This is a genomic window from Cupriavidus pampae (assembly GCF_914271485.1).
Lineage (GTDB): Bacteria > Pseudomonadota > Gammaproteobacteria > Burkholderiales > Burkholderiaceae > Cupriavidus > Cupriavidus pampae.
The window spans coordinates 284737-308646 of record NZ_CAJZAG010000006.1 but is presented as its reverse complement, the minus strand read 5'-3'; the positions used below and the strand labels follow the sequence as shown (position 1 = coordinate 308646).

Sequence of the window (23910 nt, the reverse complement as noted above, 5' to 3'; positions counted from 1 at the left end):
GGCTTACAGGGTGACTTGTACGAATCTTGTCCCCCGCCAGCAAGGGAGCAGCAACCCCGGCGACGCCGACGTCACTCGGTGAGCATGCGTACCTTGACCTTGCGGCCCTTCACCTTCACCTCGTTGAGCTTGCGCACAGCCTCGCGACCGATCGCGCGGTCCACGGCGATATACGTCGACATCTCCATGACGTTGATCTTGCCGATCTGTTCCTTGGCAAAGCCTGCATCGCCCGTCAACGCGCCGAGCAGATCGCCGGGACGATATTTCTCCTTGCGGCCGCCGAGCATCTGCAACGTCACCATCGGCGGCAGCAGCCGGTCGGTGCCCGTGGGCAGCAACTCCGCCGCAGAGTGCCATTCGAACTCGCCGCCATGGTGCTGTTCCAGATTCCCGACGCGACCCATCTCGTTCATGCTCACCAGCGTGAAGGCCCAGCCTTCGGCATCGGCGCGGCCGGTGCGGCCCACGCGGTGAACGTGCACCTCGGGGTCGGGCGTCACGTCGACGTTGATCACGGCTTCCAGTTGCGCGATATCGAGACCGCGCGCGGCGACGTCCGTGGCCACAAGGATCGAGCAGCTGCGGTTGGCAAACTGCACCAGCACCTGGTCGCGGTCGCGCTGATCGAGCTCGCCGTGCAGCGCAAGTGCCTGATAGCCCTGCGCGCGCAGCAGATCGACGAGGTCGCGGCAGCGCGCCTTGGTATTGCAGAACGCAAGCGTGCTGACGGGGCGGTAGTGCTCGAGCAGACGTGCCACTGTGTTGAGGCGTTGGCCGTCCTCGACTTCGTAGAAGCGCTGGCGGATCTTGTCGGGCGCGTGTTGCTCCGCCACCTTGATCTCGCGCGGCTTGCGCATGAACTGCTGCGCGAGCTTTTCGATGCCGGGCGGATACGTGGCCGAGAACAGCATGGTCTGCCGTTCCTTCGGGCAATGACGCGCGACGTAGGCGATGTCGTCGACGAAGCCCATGTCGAGCATGCGATCGGCTTCGTCGAGCACGAGTGTGTTGATCGCGCGCATGTCCAGGCTGCCGCGTTCGATATGGTCCATCAGGCGACCCGGCGTGCCCACCACGACGTGCGCGCCGTGGATCAGGCTATCGACCTGTGGCCGCATCGGCGAGCCGCCGCATAGCGTCAGGACCTTGACGTTCTCCTCGGCACGCGCGAGGCGGCGGATCTCCTGCGTGACCTGATCCGCGAGTTCGCGCGTGGGGCACATCACGAGCGCCTGCACGTCGAAGCGTCGCGTATCGAGCCGGTGGAGCAGGGCGAGCGCGAATGCGGCAGTCTTGCCGCTGCCAGTGCGGGCCTGCGCGATCAGATCCTCGCCGGCCAGCGCCGCCGGCAGGCTCGCGGCCTGGATCGGCGTCATGGTGTCGTAGCCGAGCTGCGTCAGCGTGGCGAGCGTGCCGGCCGACAGGGGCAGGGCGGAGAAAAGGGGTGCGGTTGCGGAAGTCATGCCGGATTATAGAGGGACGCCCAGGGTGTCGTCCGTCGTTGGCTGCCAGCCAAGCTTGCCAAGCAACGCCTGCGCGGCTGCGGGCGCGCGCTCCTTGGCGCCATTGATGAAGAAGACATACACCTCCTTCGCCTTGAGCCTGCCATCGGTGTCCGCCACGCGCGGCAGGTCGTCGGGCGCCTTGCCATCGCTCCACGCGCGCACGCGTTCGGTCCACTGCGTGAGGGCCTTGGGCCCATAGCCGGTTGCCTGCTTCGCGCTGCTGTCCATCAGTCGCGCATAGACGAAATCCGCCGTCAGGTCCGCCATCGACGGAAACTTCGGCGAGTCCGTGAATACTGTCGCGGCCTTGTACTTGCGCGCGAGCTTCAGGTAGGCGTCGCACAGAAAGCTATCGTGCCGCACCTCGAGTACATGCCGCAGCTTCACGCCTTCCACGGAAGCCGGCAGCAACGCCAGAAAAGCCTCGAAGTCCTCGGCATCGAACTGCTTGGTCGGCGCGAACTGCCACACCACGGGCCCGAGTTTTTTGCCCAGTTCCGCGATACCGCTATCGATAAAGCGCGCGATCGAATCGCCCGCCTCGGCCAGCACGCGCCGATTGGTGGCAAAGCGATTCGCCTTCACCGCGAATACGAAATCATCGGGCGCCTCGTCGCGCCACTTCACGAACGACGTGCGCTTCTGCGTGCCGTGATACGTACTGTTGATCTCGATTGCGGTCAGATGCCGGCTCGCATACTGCAACTCCCGCGCATGCGCGAGCCCCGCCGGATAGAAATTGTCGCGCCACGGCTCGAACGTCCAGCCGCCGATGCCGACATGCACATTCGATGGATACGTCCCCTGCTTGTCGCGCGTGGCCATGTAGTGGCTCCGGAGAACACCGATGACGCGAGTCTAGTCGAAACCCCGGCAGCCGGCGGCGGATTCAGTGAGCCAGCTCGTACGAAGTACTGCGCCCGCCCGCCTCGGAGCGGCGCAACACACCGCGGTCCACGAGTTCGACGATATCGCGCAAAGCAGTGTCGGCGGAGCACTTGCCGATCCGCGCCCATTTCGTGCTCGTGAGCTTGCCGTCGAACCCATCGAGGAGGCGATTGAGCACCTTCACCTGCCGCGCGTTAAACGCGGCGTTGCCCCAACGTTGCCAGAAGCGCGCCTTGGCCAGCACGGCATCGAGCGACGCATTGGCGTTGGCGATGGCGTGCACGAGCGCGGCGAGGAACCACTCTAGCCACGCCGTCACGTCGAGCGAACCCTTTTGCGTGGACTCGAGAATGTCGTAATAGTCGCTGCGCTCGCGTTGGATCTGTGCAGAGAGACTGTAGAACCGCTGCGGGCTGCGATCCGCACGCGCGAGCAATAGATCGCCGAGCGCGCGCGCGATGCGACCGTTGCCGTCATCGAACGGATGCAGCGTCACGAACCAGAGATGCGCCAGGCCCGCCTTGATAAGCGGCGGATCGCCGGTCTCGGCGTTGACCCATTCGATGAAGCGCGCCATCTCGCCGTCGAGGCGCGTTGCCGGCGGGGCTTCAAAATGCACGCGCTGCCGGTGAGCAGGACCAGATACGACCTGCATCGCGCCCCGTGCGTCGTCGCGCCAGCCGCCGATCCGGATCTTCGACAGGCCACTGTAGCCGGTCGGGAACAGCGCCGCATGCCATCCGAACAGCCGCTCATCGGTCAATGGCGCAGCGGCGCGACCTGTGGCGTCGAGCACCATTTCGACGACGCCCTCGACATGCCGGTCCACCGGCGCCAGCGCCCCGATATCGATGCCGAGGCGGCGAGCAATCGACGACCGTACCGATTCCGGGTTCAGATGCTCTCCTTCGATCTCGCTGGTCTTGAGCACGTCGCTGGTCAGCACCGCCAGACTAGCTTCATCGCGCAAGGACATACCGATGTCGGCAAGCCGCCCGAGCAAAATGCCCTGCGTATAGGCGGCCTCCGCGAGCGGCTGCTGCAGCGTCACGGTGTTGTACTGCATGCGCGGCCAGTCGGGCGCCTGCCAGATATATCGCCAATCCCCGGATGTCATGCGGCCATTATGTCGTGCGTGCGGAGAATTCACAACCTAATCTCCGCATTTTCTGCGGAGATTAACGCCCCATGCGTTCAGCACTTGGCGGGGCGTCCGCCGGATACTTCACCGCGTTCATTTCCATCTTGGCTTTCACCGCGGCATCGAGATCGACGCCGAGCGTCGTCACCAGTTGCGTCAGATAGATCGTGATATCGGCCAGCTCCTGCTCCACGTGCGCGCGTTCGTCGGTGTTCATGACGCCGCGCGATTCGTCCTCGGTCTGCCACTGAAAAATCTCGACGAGCTCGGCCACTTCGACGCTTAGCGCCATGGCGAGGTTCTTGGGGCTGTGATATTTGCGCCAGCCACGCGCTTCGGCAAAGCCGGCTGCGGCCTGCTGCAAATTGCGGATATCGATAAGAGCCATGATGCGGAATCCGATGACGAGGTTCGATCCACGCAAAGCGGGATCGGAAAGGATACGATTGTATCGACATGGGTTAGATCGGGCACAAACCCTGCATGCCGTCACAGCCCGTTCCGCTCCATGCCCCGACTTGGGGCGGGTATATGCCCATTGCCGTCGCACCCCGCTGCGGTAAGTTGAGAGGTTGCCCATCGACGTGGCGCCCGCAGGACAAGACTTGCCCCCATGGATACCCCCGACCGCCAGCTCCGCAATTTTCTTCGTATCGCCGAACTCAAGTCGCTGTCGCGCGCCGCGGAGGAACTCGATCAGACGCAATCGGGGCTCAGCCGGCAACTGGCCGCGCTCGAAGCGCATCTGGGCAAGCCGCTATTCGTCCGCACCGGCCGTGGTGTGGAACTGACCGAGGCTGGACGCAAGCTCCATGACGCGATCCACGGGTCGTATCGCGCGATCGATCAGGCCGTCGATACCATTCGCGACAGTCATGGCACGACACAAGGTACGGTCCGGCTCGCGATCGTGCATACGGTCAGCTACTACTTTATGGCCGACGTGGTGGCAGCGTTCGTCAGTAGCCATCCGGGCGTCAATCTCTCGCTGATGGGCCGTAGTTCGCCCGAGGTCGTGTCGCTGGTGGAAAGCGGCAAGGCCGACCTCGGCTTTGTCTACGACACCGCCGTGGCGACGCCCACGCTCGCGTCCCATCCGTTGTTCGAGGACGAGATGTGTCTGGTCACGCGGGAGAGTGCGGTCGGGAACGAGGCGGACGACGATGGCATCGACCTGCGCGGCCGCCCTCTGCGTCTGGTGGGCTTCCCACCCGCCTACGCATTGCACCGCATGATCCAGAGCGCCGGGCTTCACCCCGACTACGTGGCCGAGGCGGAAACCGTCGATGCCATCCTCAAGCTGGTCTCCACCGGCGTCGGCGACTGCATCCTGCCGTGCCGGCTGCCCGACAAGCTGCTGGCCGACTACGGCCTGCGCAAGATCGGCATCCGCAGTCCACTGCTGCGCCGGCGCATCGTCGCCATCAGCCACGGCGAGCGACATGCACTGCCGCTGACCGGCGCACTGCTCGAATGCGCGCTACAGGTCGCACGCAGCCTGCCTTGAGGCCTCTCATGACACAACAGTGACGGGATGAGATACCTGCTATGACCGTAGCTTCATAGCACCCGCAGGGCGTCGTTTCCATACTTCGCTCCGTACCTTTGGCCGAGTTCGACTCAAACGCGTGCCAGAGGCCACCACGGAGAGAGAACGTATGAATGCCCCCCTCAGAGACAAGTCCTACTTCGACACGCGTGCCACCAAAGAGATGGCCCAACATCTGCGCAGCAAGCCGCGCACGATGCAGGAGACCATGGCCTACGCGTGCCGCATCCTCGCGATGACCGAGCAGGAAGCCGGCCTCGCCGGCCAGATCAGCGTGCGTTCGGAGCGCCCCGGTGCCTACTGGACGTTGCGCTTCGGCCTTGGCTTCGATGAAGCCACCCCCGACGATTTCATCGAGGTCGATCGCGATCTCAACACGCTGACCGGCGCCGGCATGCCCAACCCGGCCACACGCTTCCACCTGTGGGTGTACGATGCGCGCCCCGACGTCAACTCGATCATCCATACGCATTCGCCGTGGGCCTCCGCACTCGCGGCCGCGCGTCAGCCGCTCGTCATCGCGCAGATGGACATGACGCCGCTGCACAACGACTGCGCGTTCCTCGGCGAATGGCCGGGCGTGCCCATCGCCGATCAGGAAGGCGTGATCATCTCCGAAGCGCTCGGCAGCAAGCGCGCGATCATCCTCGCGCATCACGGCTACCTGACCGCCGGCAAGACCTGCGAGGAAGCCACCTATCTTTCGGTGTACCTCGAACGCGCCGCGCGCATGCAGATCCGCGCGCAAGCGTTCGGCCCATTGACGCCCGTGGACGATGCGCTCGCAAGTGAAGCCCACGACTACCTGCTCAAGCCCTCGATCGTCAATGCGACGTTCTCTTACTGGGCCCGCCAGACGCACGGCGTACCGCCGCTGCCCGCAGCGTGACGCGCTGCCGTCCCACCATCCAAGGAGCGTCACGATGAACAGCATTCCTACCAAGCGCACGCGGCGCGAGTACATCACCGCGGGCCTGGCCAGCATGATGGGCACCACCATCGAGTGGTACGACTTTTTCCTTTACGGCACCGCGGCCGCGCTGATCTTCAACAAGATCTTCTTTCCCTCGTTTGACCCGCTGACCGGCACGCTTGCGGCGTTTGCCACGTACTCGGTCGGCTTCTTCGCGCGACCGCTTGGCGGCGTGATCTTCGGCCACTTCGGCGACAAGGTCGGCCGCAAGTCGATGTTGCTGATCACGCTGTTCATGATGGGCATTCCCACCATCCTGATCGGGCTGATCCCGTCATACGACAGCATCGGCTACTGGGCCGCGGTGGCCCTCGTGCTATTGCGCCTGCTGCAGGGCGTCGCCGTGGGCGGCGAGTGGGGTGGCGCGGTGCTGATGGCCGTGGAACACGCACCGGAAGGCAAGAAGGGCTTCTTCGGCAGCCTGCCGCAGGCCGGCGTCGCGCCGGGTCTGGTGCTGTCCTCGCTGGCCATGGGCATGGTTGCCGCATTGCCCGAGAAGGACATGCTGTCGTGGGGCTGGCGCGTGCCATTCCTCGCCAGCGTGGTGCTGCTCGCGGTGGGCTGGTTTATTCGCGCGAAGGTTGCGGAATCGCCAGACTTCGAGCAAATGCAGAAGAAGGGCGAGAAGGTGGAAATGCCGGCGATGGTGGTGCTCAAGCGCTATCCGCGTCAGGTACTGACGGTAGTCGGTGGACGCCTGGCCGAGGTGACGTGGTTCTACACCGTCGTGACGTTCTCTCTGGCCTACGCCACCGGCACGCTTGGCGTACCGAAGACCGTGATGCTCGATGCCACCGTATGGGGCGCGCTGCTGGCCCTGTTCACGATGCCGCTGTTCGGCATACTCGGCGATCGCATCGGCTTCAAGTGGGTGTTTATGGCGGGCACGGTCGGCATTCTGATCTTCGCGCCGCAATTCTTCATGCTGCTGCAGACGCTAGAGCCGAAGAACATCACGATCGCCCTCGCGATTGCCATCGGGCTCGTCTACGCCTGCCTCTATGGTCCCGAAGGCAGCCTGTTCTCGGCACAGTTTCCGCCCGAGGTGCGCTATAGCGGCATCTCGATCGCGGTGCAGGTATCGGGTGCCATCGGCGGCGGCCTCGCGCCGATCGTCGCCACGTCGCTGCTCGCATACGGCAAGGGCAGCCCCACGTATATCGTGTGGTACCTCGGCGCGTTGAGCGTGATCGCCTTTGTCAGCGCCGCCTGCATGCGTGAATCCGCGTTCGCCACGACCGCGCTCTCGGCGATACGGTCTGGCAATGCCGGGAGCAAGCGCGCATGACCCGCCCGCATATCGACTACTACTTCTGGCTCAACTCGGACTGGGCCTACCTCGGCGCCGATCGGCTCGATGCGCTTGCACGACGCATGGACGTCGAGATCCGCCACAAGCCGGTGGATCTGCCTGACGTGTATGCGCGCACGGGCGGCGTGCTGCTGGGTCAGCGCGCACCGGAGCGCCAGCACTATCGCGTGACGGAGCTCAAGCGCTGGTGTCGCAAGCTCGGTATCGACGTGAACCCGACACCCAGGTACATGTGCCCGAACGCGGACCTCGCCTCGCGCATCGTGATCGCGGCCGATCTGGAGCATGTGCCGGTGCTGGAGTTGTACAAGGCGATCCTGCGCGCCGAATGGTGCGATGAGCGCGATATCTCGTCAGCAGACACGTTGCACGACATCGTGCGGGCCCAGGGCCTCGACGCCGATCGGCTGATCGCGCGGGCACAGCAGGACGACATCGAACAACGCTATCGTCGCTACACCGACGAAGCGGTCGCTGCAGGCGTGTTCGGGTCGCCTTCCTACGTGTTCGAGGGTGAGCTGTTCTGGGGCCAGGACCGCCTCGATATGCTCGAGGAAGCGATCGCGCGGCGCATGGCCTCGTAATCTGTTCTTCCTGGTGGTCATTGCAGGACTGGGGCTCCCTTCGGGGAGCCCGTTTTTATGCGTCCGCGATCAACCGCCGACAGGAAAGCGCAGGCGCGCCGCCAGCCCACCTTCGCGCGCGCGTTCGAGCCGCAGTTCGCCCCCATACAGCGCGCTGATATCGCGCACGATCGCGAGGCCGAGACCACTACCCTCGGCCTGTTCGTCGAGCCGCACGAAGCGCGACATCACCGCCTCGCGCGCCGCGTCGGGAATGCCGGGACCATCGTCAGCGATTTCGATCTCGAGCGCATCGTCATGCTGTGCCACACGCAGCCGCACACGATGACGCGCCCAGCGGCACGCATTGTCGAGCAGATTGCCAAGCATCTCGATCAAGTCCTGACGATCGCCGGGAAACATGCCCTCGCCCTCGGCCTCGATATCGAGCGCACGCTCGTCATGCAATCGGCTTAGTGCGCGCACCAGCGCGTCCGCCACCTCGCGCACGGGCACCAGCCCGGCATCGCGCGTGGCACCCGCCGCACGCGCGCGCGCCAGATGACGATCGACCTGACGCCGCATGACGTCGAACTGTTCGGCCATGCGTTGCCGATCTTCGGTAGGCAGACGATCGATATCGTTGGTGAGCACCGCGAGCGGTGTCTTGACCGCGTGCGCGAGATCGGCCGCCTGGCGCCGCGAGCGCGCGACCGCCTCCGCATTGCGCGCGAGCAGCTTGTTGATTTCATCGACGAGCGGAATCACTTCGCTCGGCCACGTCCCGCCAAGCGTGATCTCGCGCTGCCGGTGCATCGCCACCAGTGCCTCGCGCAAGCGCTTGAGTGGCAGCAAACCAAAGCTGATCTGCGCGACCACCGCAGCCACCAGTCCCAGGCCCAGCACCGCCAGCGACAGCCACAACAGATTGCGGAATGAACGCTTGGCCGCACGCAATTCGGTGCGATCGATTGCCACGCCAATCGTCACCGGCGTATCGCCCGCATGCGCGCCAGGGCCCTCGAGCCGTACCGTGCGCGTCATCACCATCAGCGACTGATCGCGCGGGCCCGTGGCCACATAGGCGTCGGTGGTCGGTACTTCGCGTTCCATATGCGTGGGGAACTCGGCGTCCCATAACGAGCGCGAGCGCACCTCGGACTTGCCACCGACGGCATGCCAATAGGCGCCGGAGTAGGGCCGTTCGTAACGCGGATCCGCCGGCGTGCGTGTGGTGACCAGTGCGCCCGCGGGCGTCCATTCGAGCGAGCCCGCCAGGCTTGCGATCTCGCGGTTGAGCTGGCTTGCGTAGGTCTGATCGACGTGACGTTCGAACAGCGCGGAGAGAATCAGGCCAGTGGTGACCAATGCGCCGATCACCCACAGCGTGGACACGGCGAACAGCCGCAGCGCGATGGAACGCGCCGGTGCGCGAGGCTGCGTCGTGGAGGGAGTCGCGGAAGATGTCGTCGAGGGTGCCGCGGGAGGTGCCGTCATGCCTGCGCCGACTTCAGACGATAGCCGCGCCCACGCACGGTCTCGATGCGATCGGTATCGAGCTTCTTGCGCAGCCGCCCGATAAACACCTCGATCGTATTGCTGTCGCGGTCGAAATCCTGTGCATAGATATGCTCGGTCAATGTGGTCTTGCTGACGATCTCGTCCTGATGATGCATCAGATAGTCGAGCACACGAAACTCGTGGCTCGTGAGGGTCACCACCGCGCCCGCGACCGACACCGTGCCCGTGCGCGGATTGAGTTCGATCGGCCCACACGCCAGAACCGGGGCCAGCTTGCCCGACGCACGCCGGATCAGCGCGCGGATGCGGGCCTGCAGCTCCTCCATGCGGAACGGCTTGGTCAGATAGTCGTCGGCGCCAGCGTCGATGCCTTCGACCTTCTCCACCCAGCTATCGCGCGCGGTCAGGATCAGCACGGGCATTTCGGAGGCCGCTTCGCGCCAGCGCCGCAGCACCGACAGGCCATCGAGCGACGGCAGCCCGAGATCGAGAATCGCCGCATCGTAAGGGTTCTCCTGGCCGAGATGCCAGCCATCGAGCCCATCGGCGGCCACGTCCACGGCAAACCCCGCCGCGACCAGTGCCTGCTCGAGTTGCCGCGCGAGTTCCGGTTCGTCCTCGACGACGAGTATGCGCATGTCAGGGTGCCTTTCGGGCGCTCTCCAGCTTGGCGCCCTTGCTCTTGATCAGCGCCACGGTGCGCGCGTCGTACTTGAGCTTGGCCACACCGCCATCGGGCAGCAGCAGCTTCACCTCGTAGATCCACTGACCATCGTCGTGATCGAGCTCGACGTCGAGCACATCGCCGTTGTACTGACGATTCACGGCGTCCAGCACACGCGCCAGCGGCACGATCTCGCCGGCCCGCAACGCGGCGCGCGCGCGATCGGCGTCGGTGTCGGCCCTGGCCGGCAGCGAGGTGAGAGAGAGCACGGCGACGGACCCCGCCGTGGCGAGGACGATCGCGGCGCTGCGGAAGAGGGAGGTTCTGGTAGCCATGGCGTCATCCTGACGCGCCCAAGCTGAACGGAACCTGAACGCCACGCTCAGGCGCCATTCAGGTTGCGGCCCGCATGATGCCTCCATCGAATCCAATTTCCGGGGAAAGCCATGCCGGCCTGCGTCCAACCAAGCGTTCATGTTGCAGATACTACTCCAGCCCTATCTGCGGCCTCCGCGCCCCTCAGCCGCCCGCACGAACGCGTGGGCCTGCACGAGGCGCTCACGATGCTGAGCACGCTGCTCGGCACGATGGTGCTGGTAAGCAGCCTGTTCTGGGGCTGATCAAAAATGATGACTGGATGTCTTTAATGTTTTTTGTATTAAAGATATTCATTTCCTCCAGCAATCCCCCTTCGGTTGGGAGCGCCGAGTACACCACCCCAAACTAGAATTGCCCGGGCTCGAAATCCGAATAGAAATAGCGGGCTTTTCAAAAAAATCCACAAGAGTTTGTTAGGGGAAATCATGATGGGTATGGGTAAATGGATGGCCAGCTGCGCGCTGGCTGCAATGCTTTGTGCATGCGGTGGTGGCGGCGATGACCAGAATACAGCCGCGCTCAACATCAACACGTCTGGCAGCAGCGCGCAAACGCAGTCGATTGCCACGGGGAAGTCAGGTAACCTGACGGTGAAATCGGGCGACTTCCTGTCGCTGCGCACCACCGAGCCGGTGAAATGGTCCGTCGCGCTGACCAGCGCTGCAACGACGGTGATCAACCAGACGCTCACCGATACCGGATGGTCGGGCAACCTGATCAATCCGAACGGCGACACCATCGCGCTGGTGGCCACCGCGGTCAGCGACCCGTCGAAGGTCTTCAAGCTGCTTCTGACGCTGCAGCCGGCGCCGATCACGACCCCGATGTACAGCGCAGTGCCACAAAAGGTCGGTGAAGTGGCCACGTTCGCCGAGACGTCGCTGCGCCTCGGCGGCACCGGCGGCACGCAACGCATCGCGTACACGACGTCGTCGATCACCAACGGCATCGCCACGATCAAGGGCGTCGATATCGCCACCAACACGCCGGATCAGAACTACACGCAGGATCAGGACCGCAACCGCCTGACGCGCACGTACATGAACAACGGCAACGTGTGCACGTACACGCCGAAGCGCGACTACTACAACTTCCCGATGTACGTCGGCAAGGGGTGGAACTCGACGTGGAACTATGGCTGCGCGGCGGGCTATTTCGAAAAGGCCAACGTTCAGGCCAACGTCTTGGCCTTCGAGCCGGTCACGGTCGCTGCGGGCACCTACAACGCGTTGCGCATCAACTACGTGGTCACGTACACGAACTCGAACGATGCCCTGCTGCCGAACGGCAGCTCGGGTAACGCGACGTATTCGGAAACGATCACGGGCTGGTGGTCGCCGGACCTCGGCCGTTTCGTGAAGTGGGTGTCGAACTACGGCTACGCCACGGGCTTCGCGAACCCGACTTACATGAAGGTGTACACGCAGGAACTGCAAAGCCTGCAGACTCTGCCGCAGTAAGTCAGCAACACGTAGTGAAAAATGGCCAGCGAAAGCTGGCCATTTTTTATGCACGTCGTCGCGGAGAAGTCCGAGCGAGGCACTTCGATGACTCGCCCCGACGGAGAGCATTTGAAACCGCGATTGAAGAAGTATCGCCTTGGCCAACTTTGGACACGTGGTGAGATTGGAGGAACCCGGTGGTAACGCTATAAGTGGTGGACGGAGTCCGGGTGCGACGTCACGACGTCAATGACGCTCGCACACGATCGCGCCATTGGCACAACTCGCTTACATGAAAGTGCTGCAACTTCCCGCACAGAATCACCGCAAGATCCGATTGCGGAAGCCGGAGCAGGGTGGCGGCATCTGCCAGCGAAATGCCGGCCACTCGCAGACAGCGAGCGAGATCTGCCACGATGGCAGCCTTGAGAGGAATTTCATCCGCATCGGGAAAGCCGAGGCGGGCGAAGACTTCGGGGTCGTACACAAAACTGAACATGCTGGTCTTGCCTATCGTGTCATGCCATGCGGGCACTCGACAAACTATAGGCAGGCGCAGGCGGACTTCCAGCCAAGAACCATGTCGCGGTGTTACACCGCGACATGCTCACGCGACACCTCTTATACGGGCCGGGTGATGACGGACCAGCCGCCTTCCGACGGCGCAGTAGAGAACTTCACCGGCAAGAATCGCTCGATCACGTCGAAGTTGGTCTTCGCATGATCGGTCAGCTGCGCGCAAGTGAATGAAGCCTCGCGTTGACGCATCCATACGGCCAAGGCCAGCGGTAGCGCCCACTGGTCAGCCAGGTTCGGGCCGAGCGCGGCGCTGGACATTTGATAGGCCCTTACTTCGTGCGCCAGGTCGCGCGCGACCTTCTCCGAGCTCACGCCCTTTTCGCCGAACTCGGTGAAGACCTCACTGAGGTTGTCGTACACCAGAGTGGCCAGCAATGCATTGCCAGGCCCCTCATGCTGACGGGTCGGCGCTTCGCGCAATTGATCGCCACTCCAGCCGAGGGCCGTGCCGAGTTGCTCCAGCTCGCGACGGGCGACAGAGCGCGGAAGCGCTGGTGCAAAACATTCGGCGTAGCCCTCCACCCTGGCGCCGCGATCGTTTAAATCGAAGGGCTGCAGCGCGTCCTTGGCGGGCCAGATCGTCACCTCGATTTCACCGCCGCCTGCCGGGTAAAAGCCCAGTCGACGCAGCGTCAGCTCAGCATTCGCACCCAGCTTTTTCAGCAAAGGCGCATAGCTACGCTCCAGGAAATGAAAGGGCGGAGCCATCGGGTTATGGGTGCCGCCCCCCAGCTTCACGCGACTGGGTGCATGGGCCATCAGCAATGCCGGCCACACCGTCTGCAACACCAGCGTGCAGCTGCCTGCCGTACCAACGTTGAAGTGATAGTCCCCCGCACGCACCTGGCCTGGCACGAAAGTCAGCGATTGCGAACTCAGTTCGGCCCCAGAAACCTCTGCGCCACAAACCTCCTTTGCTGCGTTGACGCAGGTCAGGTGCTGACGCATCAAGCCAGGCTTCGCGCGGCCGGCGCGAATCTTGGTCAGAGAAAAGGACTGCCCCGTACACATGGACAGAGCCAGCGAAGTGCGAAGGATTTGTCCCCCGCCTTCGCCAGCGGAGCCATCGATTTCAATCATCGTCTTGCTTCTTTTTTCGTTGTTTTAGACACGCGCGTCGAAGTGCAACACGGCATCGTGCAGATACTGGTCGAGCTGATATTCATCGGCCTTCGGTCCCTTGTCAGGTGAATGGGTCAACGCGAGAGCCAACTCCGCTTCCAGAAAGTCATGGATGCCCACCCAGCGCGGACTCGTCGCAGACTCGCCCGCCCGCATCTTCACCTCCAGCAGCGCATTGACTTCGTCCAGCAGAGCCCGGTCCGTCAAGGTTTCACTGGCCAGTTCCGCGAAGCGCATTGGCGGTACGCCCCGTCCCTCGCGTATCCAGCGAGCGGCCAGCAACGGCCGCAAGACGTAGAGGTACTTCTTGTACCGGACGACCTCGCCGTAGAGGTGTTCCCGCATATTTTTCTTGGCCATCGACACGTAGTGATGATAGCCCCGCACTGGCGAGAAGCCTTCTTCGGCCAACTCGCGAAGCCGCACAGCCCAGCGGCCTTCCTGCTGGTAAACGATGGGCGATCGCAACCACTCGAGCAGCGTCGGATTGGACTCGCGCAGCAACTGCAGTGTCTTGCGCAGATCCCAGCCGTTGATGTCCAGCTCGCCGCTGATGGGCTGCTCGATGACATCGCGGTCAGGCTCGACGCTCAGGTACCAAGGCAGCCGATTGACGTAGACGAAGCGCACGTCATAGTCGCTGTCCGGTGAAGCAAAGCCCCATCCGCGACTGCCGGATTCACAGGCGAACAGCACCTTGACCTGGTGCGTTCGCTCCAGCGCGGCAAGGTTCTCCAGAACAGTGGCACGCATGTCATCTGACACGGAATGCGCACTCAAAACGGCTCCTTCCTTCATGCTCCCTCCCCAAGCTCGTTATCTTCGGCCGGCGAGAGCACGAAGCTCTCGCTGGCTCAACCTTTCACGCAAACCACCTGCTTCAGGGTGTGCACCACTTCGACCAGGTCGCCTTGCGCTGCCATGACGGCATCAATGTCCTTGTAGGCCATTGGAATTTCATCAATGACGGCTGCGTCCTTGCGGCATTCGACGCCAGCGGTGGCCTTGACGTGGTCCTCGACGGTGAACATCTTCTTGGCCTTGGTGCGGCTCATCACACGTCCGGCACCGTGGCTGCAACTCTCGAAGCTTTCAGGATTCCCCAGGCCACGCACGATGTAGCTGCGCGCACCCATGCTGCCCGGGATGATGCCCATTTCGCCGCGCTTGGCACTCACCGCCCCCTTGCGGGTCACGAACACGTCCTGGCCGAAGTGGCGCTCCTGCTGCACATAATTGTGATGGCAGTTCACGGCTTCGACGTGCGACTCGAACGGCTTGTTGATGACCTTGCGCACCGTAGCGATCAGGTTGGCCATCATCACTTCGCGGTTGCGCATGGCGAACTTCTGAGCCCACGACACGCCGCGCACATAGTCACCAAAGTACTGCGCGCCTTCCTCGAAGTAAGCCAGGTCCTTGTCAGGCAGGTTGCGCTGATTGCGCTCCGCATCCTTCTTGGCGAGCTCGATGAAATGCGTCCCGATGGCATTGCCCACACCGCGCGAACCAGAGTGCAACATGAACCAGACGAAACCGGCTTCATCCAGGCAGACCTCGATGAAGTGGTTGCCCGTACCCAGCGTGCCCAGGTGCTTGCGGTTGTTCGTGTTCTTCAGTCGCGGGTGCAACTCGCACAGCGCCTCGAACTCATCGACCAGCGTGGCCCAGACCTGGTCCACCGACACGGGCGGATTCTCCCAGCTACCCGGGTCACGGCCACGGTGCTTGGGCGCCGAACCATGCGGTACCGCCTGCTCGATGGCCGAGCGTAACGGGCCCAGGTTGTCCGGCAGGTCTTCCGCACGCAGCGTGGTCTTGGCGGCCATCATGCCGCAACCGATGTCCACGCCTACCGCTGCCGGAATAATGGCCTTGAGGGTCGGGATCACCGAGCCGACGGTGGCGCCAATTCCCAGGTGCACGTCGGGCATGGCCGCGATGTGCTTGAACACGATGGGCAGGCGAGCCGCATTGGCCAGCTGCTGCCTGGCTTCCTCCTCGACGGGAACGCCTTTGGTCCACATCTTCACCGACACCCCGCCAGGGATCTCTTCAACGTTGTAGTTCTGACCTGACATGATCTTCTCCATAAAAAATGCGGTGACTAGGGGCGATGAAATCTTTACTCCGCCATCCATTGCTGGACCGGGACTTGAACCCGGGCACCCCGCGACCACTCGTGTATCTGCTCGCAGGGCACGCAGTGTTGCTGCGTGCGTCTACCTGTAATTCCATCCGCATTCACCGCCAAACAGGCGATGCCATGCCGCGACAAAGAATTGGTGAAACGTCGTGCTCTACCACTGAGCTACGGTCCCCCTGATTTGGGACCGACGGGACTCGAACCCGCGACCACGAGATTAAGAATCTGTAGTTCCACCCGCATTCGCGGCAGGGCATCTCAAAAGTTGCGTGACAAGGGTCGGCAAGACGTAGCCTTAGCCAGTTTCCCAGCCGGGGATTCGAACCCCAGGCATCCGATGTAGTCCTGCCAGCATTCACGCGAAATCAATACTCTGGCTTACGGCTTGATCTTTCCTTCTACTGAGGTGCCAGCGAGACCTTTTCGATCTCCCCCATCCAGTGCGCAGCGTCCATCTTGCCTTCGGCGAAGTTCGCCATCATCGTGAACACCGCATCCGAGAATCCGCCGACATTCAGGATGTCCTGGCGCTCCGCCGCCTGCGTGGTCGCCGTCGGTTGGATATCGACGCACACCAGACGCGCGGCCGGGTTGCGCTGCTTGAGCACTTCCCACTCGCGCATGGTTTGCGTCGCGCCTCGCCGGCTGGCATCGACCCAGGACTCGTTGTCCGATACCAGAATCACCAGGTCCACCACCGCTCGCTCTCGGTTCAACAGAGCCAGAGGCGCGCTGCAGTTGGTCCCACCGCCGCCGATCCTGGCCAACGCCTGCGCGTTGGTCATGACCGAGTCACGAGCATTCAACGACAGCGTCACCACTTCCTGCTCGAACGGCAACACACGTGCCCGCGCATTCTTGCGAAGCACCGCGGCTGCCACCAGGGCGGCGACGTCGATGCAACGCACGCTGGACGTGGCCGAACCGCGATGGCCCGTGACAGCGGAGCTCATCGACCCCGACACGTCCGGACAGACCACCACACGGCCATTCAGGCTGGGCACACTGGCCAGCGAGAGTTCCATCGCATCTTGCAGCGCTTCGCGCACCACCGCAGGCACGGCGGCAACCGTTGCCTTGAACGCTGCCATCAACTGGTACGGCATGACCCGAGCCTTTGCCACGGCTTGCGCATCGCTCAACTTGGCAGCAACCACCTTGGCGGTGCCGGGGATATCGAACGCGCCATGCCGCGCAAAGGTGTTCAGGTTCTGACGCACCATCTGCCAGGAACCCGAGCGAGCGATTTGCGCCCACTGTGCCGAGGTCAGCGCCAGCGCCGTCAGCATCTGGAACGGCACATCCGGCACCTCGATGGCAAGGCCTTGCGCGCTCTCGCGCTTGAAGCGCTCGAACGCCTGGGTGATAGGAGGCAGCGCGGCCTCATCAACCGGCTTGCCGATCAGCCACGCGAACCACGCGGCGCGCCAGGCCTCCTGAGGCTTGGGGTGAACCATCTTGACCACATCAGCCAGTGAAGGCGTGCTGCCCACAGCGGCATTGAGCAGCTGCTTTTCGGAGGCCGTCAGCAGCCACCGCTGAACCAGCTTCTTGGGACGGGTACCGAGGGACTTTCGGCCCACGGCGCCGCTACGCAGGATCTGCACGAAGTTGCGCAGCATCTTGCCGTTGTCGATCACACGAGAGAACACCTGGCTCAACAGGGCGACATCACGCATAGCGAGACTGGCCGCCAGCAGCGCAGGCATGTCCTTCATATATCCGGACTCGCGAGCATAGATCGCCGTCTTGGCCACAAAGGTTGCGTCCAGCTCATTGGACAACGCCACAACCTGGTCAAGTTGGTCTTCAGCCGTCGCATAGAAGGTGCGGCTCAGGCAACCGGTGGCTGCGAGCTGCGCCAGCCGATGCTGGGCGCTGAAAGCGTAGGCCGGGGCTTGCTCGGCATTGCGTGCCGTGGCAGCAGGGAGCCAGGCGCCCTTATGCGTTTGGAAAAGCTTCGTGTCGACCATGGGGTTCTCCCTTTTTTCATTCGATCTTCTTGTTTGTGCCCTTCTCATCGCAATGGGTGTGCCAGCTCCCTCTATGATCGGCACTTCGTTTATCAAGTGATTGATTTACATGGATAAATTATTTTTCTCCGCTAAATTTGGCAAAAATTTAAGCATCTCAATTGCCACCAGAACTAGAATATCAGCTAGTTGATTAGCTAAATTGATATGACGAAGAAGAACGTGGTCATCGGTTTCATGGGTACCCAACTCGACTCGGGGCAGGGAGCTGGCCGCTGGGAGAAATGGCGGCCGACGATTTCTCTCGTCCAGCATGAAGACACGCTGATCGACCGACTGGAGTTGCTCTACGCCACCAAATACGAAGCGCTGGCCCAGACCTTGGTACGCGATATCGCCAACGTATCGCCCGACACCACCGTGAACCTGATTCCCACGGACGTTGGGAATCCATGGGATTTCGGCGAGATGTACGGGGTGCTCTACGACTGGGCTCGCAGCTATCGGTTCGATCCGGACCGCGAGCAATACTGGGCACACATCACCACCGGCACGCACGTGGCGCAGATCTGCATGTTTCTGATGGTGGAGTCGCGCTTCATCCCTGGACTACTGCTGCAGACCGCGCCCCCCAAGAAGCAGGAGAGGGGCAACCCAGGCAGCTACACGTTGATCGACCTCGACCTGTCTCGCTACGACGTGCTTGCTCAGCGATTCAGCCAGGCGCATGCCGAAGCCCTGGAGTTCTTGAAGAGCGGCATCCCCACGCGCAACAAGCGCTTCAACGCCCTCATCGAGGAAATCGAACGTGTCGCAGTTCGCTCGGAAGCCCCCATCTTGCTGACTGGCCCCACGGGCGCGGGCAAGTCCCACCTGGCAAGGCGCATGTACGAGCTCAAGAAGTCGCGGCACCGAGTGCAGGGCGATTTTGTGGAAGTGAACTGCGCCACGCTGCGCGGCGACGGCGCGGCGTCAACGCTCTTTGGCCACAAGAAAGGCGCATTCACCGGTGCAGCGACCGACCGGGCGGGCTTGCTGCGCACGGCGCACGAAGGCGTACTGTTTCTCGATGAGATTGGGGAGTTGGGCCTGGACGAGCAAGCCATGCTACTCAAGGCCGTAGAGGAAAAGCGCTTCCTGCCCATGGGCAGCGACCGCGAGGTCAGCAGCGATTTCCAGCTGATCGCAGGCACCAATCGTGATTTGCGGATCGACGTGGCACAGGGGCGTTTTCGGGAAGACCTGTTCGCACGTATCAACCTCTGGGCCTACACGCTGCCTGGCCTGGCGCAACGCCCGGAAGATATCGAGCCCAATGTCGATCACCTTCTGGCGCGAGCCACCGCAGAGGTGGGCCAAGCCGTTCGCTTCAATGCCGAAGCCAAGTCACGCTACCTCCAATTCGCCCGGTCAAACCAGGCGCTTTGGAGCGGCAACTTTCGCGACCTCTCCGCCAGCGTGACCCGCATGGCAACGCTGGCCGATGGAGGGCGAATTTCCACTGACTTGGTGGATGCGGAAATCCAGCGTCTGCAATGGTTGTGGCAGCCTGCGGAACAGGCGCAAGTGCACGACGTCGACCTCGATGTTCTGCTGCCAGCCGATGTGGCAGACAAGTTGGACTTGTTCGACCGCCTGCAGCTCGAAGCAGTGGTTCGCGTATGCAGGGAATCGCAAACGCTGTCCGATGCGGGACGCAGGCTCTTCAATCAGTCACGCACGCAACGCTCGGTGGTCAATGACGCGGACAGACTCCGCAAGTACCTGCTCAAATACGCGCTGACGTGGGACGGCATCTGTTCGCCCAGTGGCGCACAATGAAAAACACCCCAGAGTGTCGACCTCTGGGGTGTTTTCAACCTGGCAGGGCATCGCTACCGATCATGCCCCAGCAGAACATCAAACATCAATGTTCCGCGCGATCAACGCATTGCTTTCAATGAAATTCCGACGTGGCTCCACCTCGTCGCCCATCAGCGTCGTGAAGATCTGATCCGCGGCAATGGCGTCTTCGATCTGTACGCGCAGCAGGCGGCGTTGCGTCACGTCCAGCGTCGTTTCGAACAGCTGGTCGGGGTTCATTTCGCCGAGGCCCTTGTAGCGTTGGCGGGTCACACCGCGTTCGGCTTCGCCCAGTAGCCATTGCATGGCCTGATGGAAGTCGGAGACGGTCTGGTCGCGTTGCTTCTCGCCTTCGCCGCGCTTGACTTTGGTGCCTTCGGGGATCAAACCCTGGAACGTGGCGGCGGCCGTGGCCAGAGCCTGGTAGTCGGCGCCGTGCACGAAGTCCGCGTCGAGGTGCGACAGGCGGACGTTGCCGTGGTGGCGGCGCGCGATCATCAGGCGGTGCTTGTCGCTCTTCTCGTCGAACTGGGCGTAGACGTCGGCGGTACCGTCGTCATTGACGGCGGCGCCCAATAACGTCTTGGCGTGCATCTCGGCAAGCTTGGCCTTCAGCGCGACGGCCGATGCTTCAGCGGCGGCCGCATTGTCGAGGTCCAGCGTGACGCCGTCCGCGATCGCGCGCAGCGCGTCGGTATCGACGATGCGTGACAGCCGGCTGATCACGCCCTCGGTCAGCTGGTACTGGCGTGCGAGTTCGGTCAGGGCGTCGCCGTTGATCTCGCTGCTATCCGGACGGATCAGCGCGGCCTTCTCCATCGCGAGCCTCAGCAGGTACGCGTTCAGCTCGTTGTCATCCTTGATATACCGCTCTTCCTTGCCGTGCTTGATCTTGTACAGCGGCGGCTGGGCGATATACACATAGCCGCGCTCGATGATGTCCGGCATCTGGCGATAGAAGAACGTCAGCAGCAGCGTACGGATGTGCGAGCCGTCGACGTCCGCATCGGTCATGATGATGATGCGGTGGTAACGCAGCTTCTCGAGGTTGTAGTCGTCCTTGCCGATGCCCGTGCCCAGCGCGGTGATTAGCGTCAGCACTTCCTGGCTCGACAGCATCTTGTCGAAACGCGCGCGCTCCACGTTCAGGATCTTGCCCTTGAGCGGCAGAATCGCCTGGAACTTGCGGTCGCGGCCCTGCTTGGCGGAGCCGCCTGCGGAGTCACCCTCGACGAGGAACAGTTCGGACAGCGCCGGGTCACGTTCCTGGCAGTCCGCGAGCTTGCCGGGCAGGCCCATGCCGTCGAACGCGCCCTTGCGTCGCGTCATCTCGCGCGCCTTGCGCGCGGCTTCGCGCGCGCGCGCCGCATCGACGATCTTGCCGCAGATGATCTTGGCATCGCTCGGCGTTTCCAGCAGGAAGTCGGTCAGCGCCTTGCCCACCAGCTCTTCCACCGGCAGTCGCACTTCGGACGAGACCAGCTTGTCCTTGGTCTGCGAGCTGAACTTTGGCTCGGGCACCTTCACCGACAGCACGCACGACAGGCCTTCGCGCATGTCGTCGCCCGAAGTCTCGATCTTCGCCTTCTTGGCGATCTCGTTCTCTTCGATGTACTTGTTGATCACGCGCGTCATCGCCGCGCGCAGACCGGTCAGGTGGGTACCGCCGTCACGCTGCGGAATGTTGTTCGTGAAGCAGAGCACCTGCTCGTTGTAACCATCGTTCCACTGCATCGCCACTTCAACGGAAATGCCTTCCTTCTCCGCGTTCGCGTAGAAGATGGTCGGATGCAGCACGGACTTCGCGCGATTGATGTACTCGACGAAGCCCTTCACACCGCCCGAGAACGCGAAGTCCTCTTCCTTGCCGGTGCGCTGGTCCGTGAGCTTGATATGCACGCCATTGTTCAGGAACGAGAGCTCGCGGATGCGCTTGGCCAGAATCTCGTAGTGGAACTCGACGTTGGTGAAGATCTCCTCGTCGGCGAGGAAGTGCACTTCGGTGCCGCGCTTGTCGGTCGCACCGATGATCTTCATCGGGGACACTTCCACGAGCTGGCCATCCGGGCCCGCCACGGTCTCGATAACGCGGTTCTGCACATCGCCACGCGCGAATTCGATCAGGTTGACCTGGCCATCGCGGCGCACGGTCAGGCGCAGCCACTTGGAGAGCGCGTTCACGCACGACACGCCCACGCCATGCAGGCCGCCCGACACCTTGTAGCTGTTCTGGTTGAACTTGCCGCCGGCATGCAGCTCGGTCATCGCGATTTCCGCGGCGCTGCGCTTCGGCTCGTGCTTGTCGTCAAACTTCACGGCCGGCGGAATGCCGCGGCCGTTATCGACGATCGAGATCGAGTTGTCGCTGTGGATCGTCACCGAAATCTCGGTGCAATAGCCAGCCAGCGCCTCGTCGATCGAGTTGTCCAGCACCTCGAACACGAGGTGATGCAGACCGGTGCCGTCGGACGTATCGCCGATATACATGCCTGGCCGCTTCCGTACCGCCTCCAGGCCTTCCAGGATCTGGATCGAAGAGGCGCCGTAAGAGTTTTCCTGCTGCGGTTTCTGCTGTTCGGTCATGTTTTCTTGCTCACGGCAAATGCGGCGATCGGCGCGTCTCGCTGCTGGCGCGCCCGATCGTTCCGCAATAGCGGGTTACTAAAAACGGCAAAAGGGGCGGATCGATGGGATCCTGCCCCCTGCTGCGGTGGGTCTCCGCGGCGGGCACAAGGCCTGTGCCGGGGAGCCGTAGCGCGCCGTTCGATGCTCCGGTCCTGCGTATCTTGTCGTCCTGGGTCCGGAGTATCAGATGCGCATCGGCATGACGACATACTTGAAGTTGTCGTCGTCCGGTACGGTAATCAGCGCACTCGAATTCGAGTCGCCGAGACTGACCTGCACCTGCTCGCTCTTGAGATTGGCCAGCACGTCGAGCAGATAGGTCACGTTGAACCCGATGTCGAGCGCGTCGCCCGAGTAGTCGAGTTCCAGCTCTTCCTGCGCCTCTTCCTGATCGGCGTTGGTGGAGCTGATCTTCAGCGTGTGCGTATCGAGAATGCAGCGCACGCCCTTGAACTTGTCGGTGGTCAGGATCGCGGTACGTTGCAGCGCCTGCTGCAGGCGCACACGGTCGATCGCGAACGCGTTCTTGTAGCCCTTCGGGATCACGCGCTGGAAGTCCGGGAACTTGCCTTCCACGAGCTTCGAGATCAGCTCGATGTTGGCGAACGTGAACTTCACCTGATTCGCGGCCAGCTGCACCTGCACGGGATCGTCGGTGTCCTCGAGCAGACGCTGCAGTTCGAGGATGGTCTTGCGCGGGATGATGACTTCCTGACGCGAACCACCGCCGGTGGCTTCCGTATCCAGCTCCACGCCGCAATAAGCGAGACGGTGACCATCAGTGGCCACGGCCATCACCTTCTTGCCATCGACCACCAGCAGCATGCCGTTGAGGTAGTAACGGATGTCCTGCTGCGCCATCGCGAAATGGACCATCGCCAGCAGATGCTTGAACGTCTTCTGCGGCAGGCTCACGCTCGCGTTGAACTCGCTCGCTTCCGCCACGGTCGGGAATTCCTCGGCCGCCAGCGTCTGCAGTGCAAAGCGGCTCTTGCCCGATTGCACGGTCATGCGCTTGTCGTTCAGCGAGAGCGCGACGTCGCCGTCGGGCATCGCACGCAGGATGTCGAGCAGCTTGCGCGCGGCCACGGTCGTGGCCACGTCGTCGCTACCGACGCCGCACTCGGCGTGCGTGGTGATCTGAATCTCGATGTCAGTCGACAGGAAGGAAACGTTCGAGCCGGACTTGCGAATCAGCAGGTTGGCCAGGATCGGGAGGGTGTGGCGGCGCTCCACGATGCCGCTCACGATTTGCAGCGGACGCAGCAGATTGTCTCGCGAGGTTTTGACCAATTGCATTGAATTTATCCTTCGTCGTTTGTCGTTAGCCCGACCGCAGATGCGCCAACTCCAAATCGATTCAAATTCACTTATGAATCAAGGAGTTAATCTTGCATTGTACCAAGGATAAGCCGCTGCGGTGAAGCGGGGCAGTTCCGGCAAGCGGCGCGTTTGTGCCCAAAAAGCCACGGCGCGCCCGTCCGCCTTGCAAAACCGTCCCGACTCACCGCAAAGCCTTATCTGAGGCCAATTTCCCGCGGTGCAACCGGTAAACCAGACGCCCGTTTGCCGCCGGGCGCGTAGCCAGTAGTATGCCAGCCCGGCAAGGCCGGCTTGTAAAATCGTCGAACCACGACGAGCGGACGAAACTTCACGTCCCTGTCTCGTCGTCTGGTCGTCGTTT

The 23910-nt window shown here is 62.7% G+C and carries 21 protein-coding genes; 7 read left to right on the top strand and 14 right to left on the bottom strand.

What is annotated here, in order from left to right; genetic code table 11:
* Positions 1–71: 71 nt before the first annotated feature.
* The 4 genes from dbpA to LDO41_RS16735 all read right to left on the bottom strand — a co-directional run bounded on the left by dbpA (position 72) and on the right by LDO41_RS16735 (position 3925).
* Positions 72–1466, bottom strand: coding sequence for an ATP-dependent RNA helicase DbpA (dbpA, locus tag LDO41_RS16750; RefSeq protein ID WP_223990150.1), 1395 nt, complete (start codon positions 1464–1466; stop codon positions 72–74).
* Between the two features lie 6 nt (positions 1467–1472).
* Positions 1473–2333, bottom strand: coding sequence for a DUF72 domain-containing protein (locus LDO41_RS16745; RefSeq protein ID WP_223990148.1), 861 nt, complete (start codon positions 2331–2333; stop codon positions 1473–1475).
* A gap of 64 nt (positions 2334–2397) precedes the next feature.
* Positions 2398–3513, bottom strand: a complete 1116-nt coding sequence (locus LDO41_RS16740; RefSeq protein ID WP_223990146.1) for a Fic family protein — start codon at positions 3511–3513, stop codon at positions 2398–2400.
* A gap of 61 nt (positions 3514–3574) precedes the next feature.
* Positions 3575–3925 (bottom strand): nucleotide pyrophosphohydrolase, encoded by a 351-nt coding sequence (locus LDO41_RS16735; RefSeq protein WP_223990144.1) that lies wholly within the window; start codon positions 3923–3925, stop codon positions 3575–3577.
* A 225-nt stretch (positions 3926–4150) separates the two neighbouring features.
* Between LDO41_RS16735 and LDO41_RS16730 the strand changes: the two genes are divergently transcribed.
* The 4 genes from LDO41_RS16730 to LDO41_RS16715 all read left to right on the top strand — a co-directional run bounded on the left by LDO41_RS16730 (position 4151) and on the right by LDO41_RS16715 (position 7955).
* Positions 4151–5044 carry a LysR family transcriptional regulator gene (locus LDO41_RS16730; RefSeq protein WP_223990142.1) on the top strand — a complete coding sequence of 298 codons (894 nt, stop codon included), beginning with the start codon at positions 4151–4153 and terminating at the stop codon, positions 5042–5044.
* A gap of 151 nt (positions 5045–5195) precedes the next feature.
* Positions 5196–5975, top strand: a complete 780-nt coding sequence (locus tag LDO41_RS16725) for an aldolase (protein WP_223990140.1) — start codon at positions 5196–5198, stop codon at positions 5973–5975.
* Positions 5976–6009: 34 nt separating this feature from the next.
* Complete coding sequence (locus LDO41_RS16720; protein ID WP_223990139.1) at positions 6010–7347, top strand: MFS transporter; 1338 nt, start codon at positions 6010–6012, stop codon at positions 7345–7347.
* Positions 7344–7955 carry a 2-hydroxychromene-2-carboxylate isomerase gene (locus LDO41_RS16715; RefSeq protein WP_223990137.1) on the top strand — a complete coding sequence of 204 codons (612 nt, stop codon included), beginning with the start codon at positions 7344–7346 and terminating at the stop codon, positions 7953–7955. Before LDO41_RS16720 ends, LDO41_RS16715 begins: the two co-directional genes overlap by 4 nt.
* Before the next feature lie 69 nt (positions 7956–8024).
* Here LDO41_RS16715 and LDO41_RS16710 read toward each other — a convergent pair whose 3' ends face one another.
* The 3 genes from LDO41_RS16710 to LDO41_RS16700 are packed head-to-tail and all read right to left on the bottom strand — an operon-like array spanning position 8025 to position 10454.
* On the bottom strand, positions 8025–9431 hold the full coding sequence (locus LDO41_RS16710) for a sensor histidine kinase (RefSeq protein ID WP_223990135.1): 1407 nt from the start codon (positions 9429–9431) through the stop codon (positions 8025–8027).
* Positions 9428–10093, bottom strand: a complete 666-nt coding sequence (locus tag LDO41_RS16705) for a response regulator transcription factor (RefSeq protein WP_223990133.1) — start codon at positions 10091–10093, stop codon at positions 9428–9430. Before LDO41_RS16705 ends, LDO41_RS16710 begins: the two co-directional genes overlap by 4 nt.
* Position 10094: 1 nt before the next feature.
* Positions 10095–10454: a PepSY domain-containing protein gene (locus tag LDO41_RS16700; RefSeq protein ID WP_223990130.1), complete on the bottom strand. Its 360-nt coding sequence runs from the start codon at positions 10452–10454 to the stop codon at positions 10095–10097.
* A 111-nt stretch (positions 10455–10565) separates the two neighbouring features.
* Here LDO41_RS16700 and LDO41_RS16695 point away from each other — a divergent pair, with 111 nt between their 5' ends.
* Both LDO41_RS16695 and LDO41_RS16690 read left to right on the top strand, forming a co-directional pair.
* On the top strand, positions 10566–10739 hold the full coding sequence (locus tag LDO41_RS16695) for a hypothetical protein (protein WP_223990128.1): 174 nt from the start codon (positions 10566–10568) through the stop codon (positions 10737–10739).
* Positions 10740–10922: 183 nt separating this feature from the next.
* On the top strand, positions 10923–11957 hold the full coding sequence (locus LDO41_RS16690) for a hypothetical protein (RefSeq protein WP_223990126.1): 1035 nt from the start codon (positions 10923–10925) through the stop codon (positions 11955–11957).
* A gap of 220 nt (positions 11958–12177) precedes the next feature.
* Here the strand turns inward: LDO41_RS16690 and LDO41_RS16685 are convergent, their stop codons facing one another.
* The 5 genes from LDO41_RS16685 to LDO41_RS16665 form a co-directional block, all read right to left on the bottom strand.
* Entirely contained in the window at positions 12178–12438 is a 261-nt protein-coding gene (locus tag LDO41_RS16685; protein ID WP_223990124.1) for an XRE family transcriptional regulator, read from the bottom strand.
* A gap of 122 nt (positions 12439–12560) precedes the next feature.
* Complete coding sequence (rtcA, locus tag LDO41_RS16680; protein WP_223990122.1) at positions 12561–13598, bottom strand: RNA 3'-terminal phosphate cyclase; 1038 nt, start codon at positions 13596–13598, stop codon at positions 12561–12563.
* A gap of 24 nt (positions 13599–13622) precedes the next feature.
* Entirely contained in the window at positions 13623–14438 is an 816-nt protein-coding gene (locus tag LDO41_RS16675) for a nucleotidyltransferase domain-containing protein (protein WP_223990120.1), read from the bottom strand.
* Positions 14439–14494: 56 nt separating this feature from the next.
* Complete coding sequence (locus LDO41_RS16670) at positions 14495–15721, bottom strand: RtcB family protein (RefSeq protein WP_223990478.1); 1227 nt, start codon at positions 15719–15721, stop codon at positions 14495–14497.
* Positions 15722–16184: 463 nt separating this feature from the next.
* Positions 16185–17759: a vWA domain-containing protein gene (locus tag LDO41_RS16665; RefSeq protein WP_223990118.1), complete on the bottom strand. Its 1575-nt coding sequence runs from the start codon at positions 17757–17759 to the stop codon at positions 16185–16187.
* Positions 17760–17966: 207 nt separating this feature from the next.
* Here LDO41_RS16665 and rtcR point away from each other — a divergent pair, with 207 nt between their 5' ends.
* Positions 17967–19580: an RNA repair transcriptional activator RtcR gene (rtcR, locus tag LDO41_RS16660; protein WP_223990116.1), complete on the top strand. Its 1614-nt coding sequence runs from the start codon at positions 17967–17969 to the stop codon at positions 19578–19580.
* 78 nt (positions 19581–19658) lie between these two features.
* On the opposite strand, the gene gyrB is transcribed toward rtcR, so the two are convergent.
* Both gyrB and dnaN read right to left on the bottom strand, forming a co-directional pair.
* On the bottom strand, positions 19659–22184 hold the full coding sequence (gene gyrB, locus LDO41_RS16655) for a DNA topoisomerase (ATP-hydrolyzing) subunit B (RefSeq protein ID WP_223990114.1): 2526 nt from the start codon (positions 22182–22184) through the stop codon (positions 19659–19661).
* Positions 22185–22409: 225 nt separating this feature from the next.
* Complete coding sequence (dnaN, locus tag LDO41_RS16650) at positions 22410–23525, bottom strand: DNA polymerase III subunit beta (RefSeq protein WP_223990112.1); 1116 nt, start codon at positions 23523–23525, stop codon at positions 22410–22412.
* Between the last annotated feature and the right edge of the window lie 385 nt (positions 23526–23910).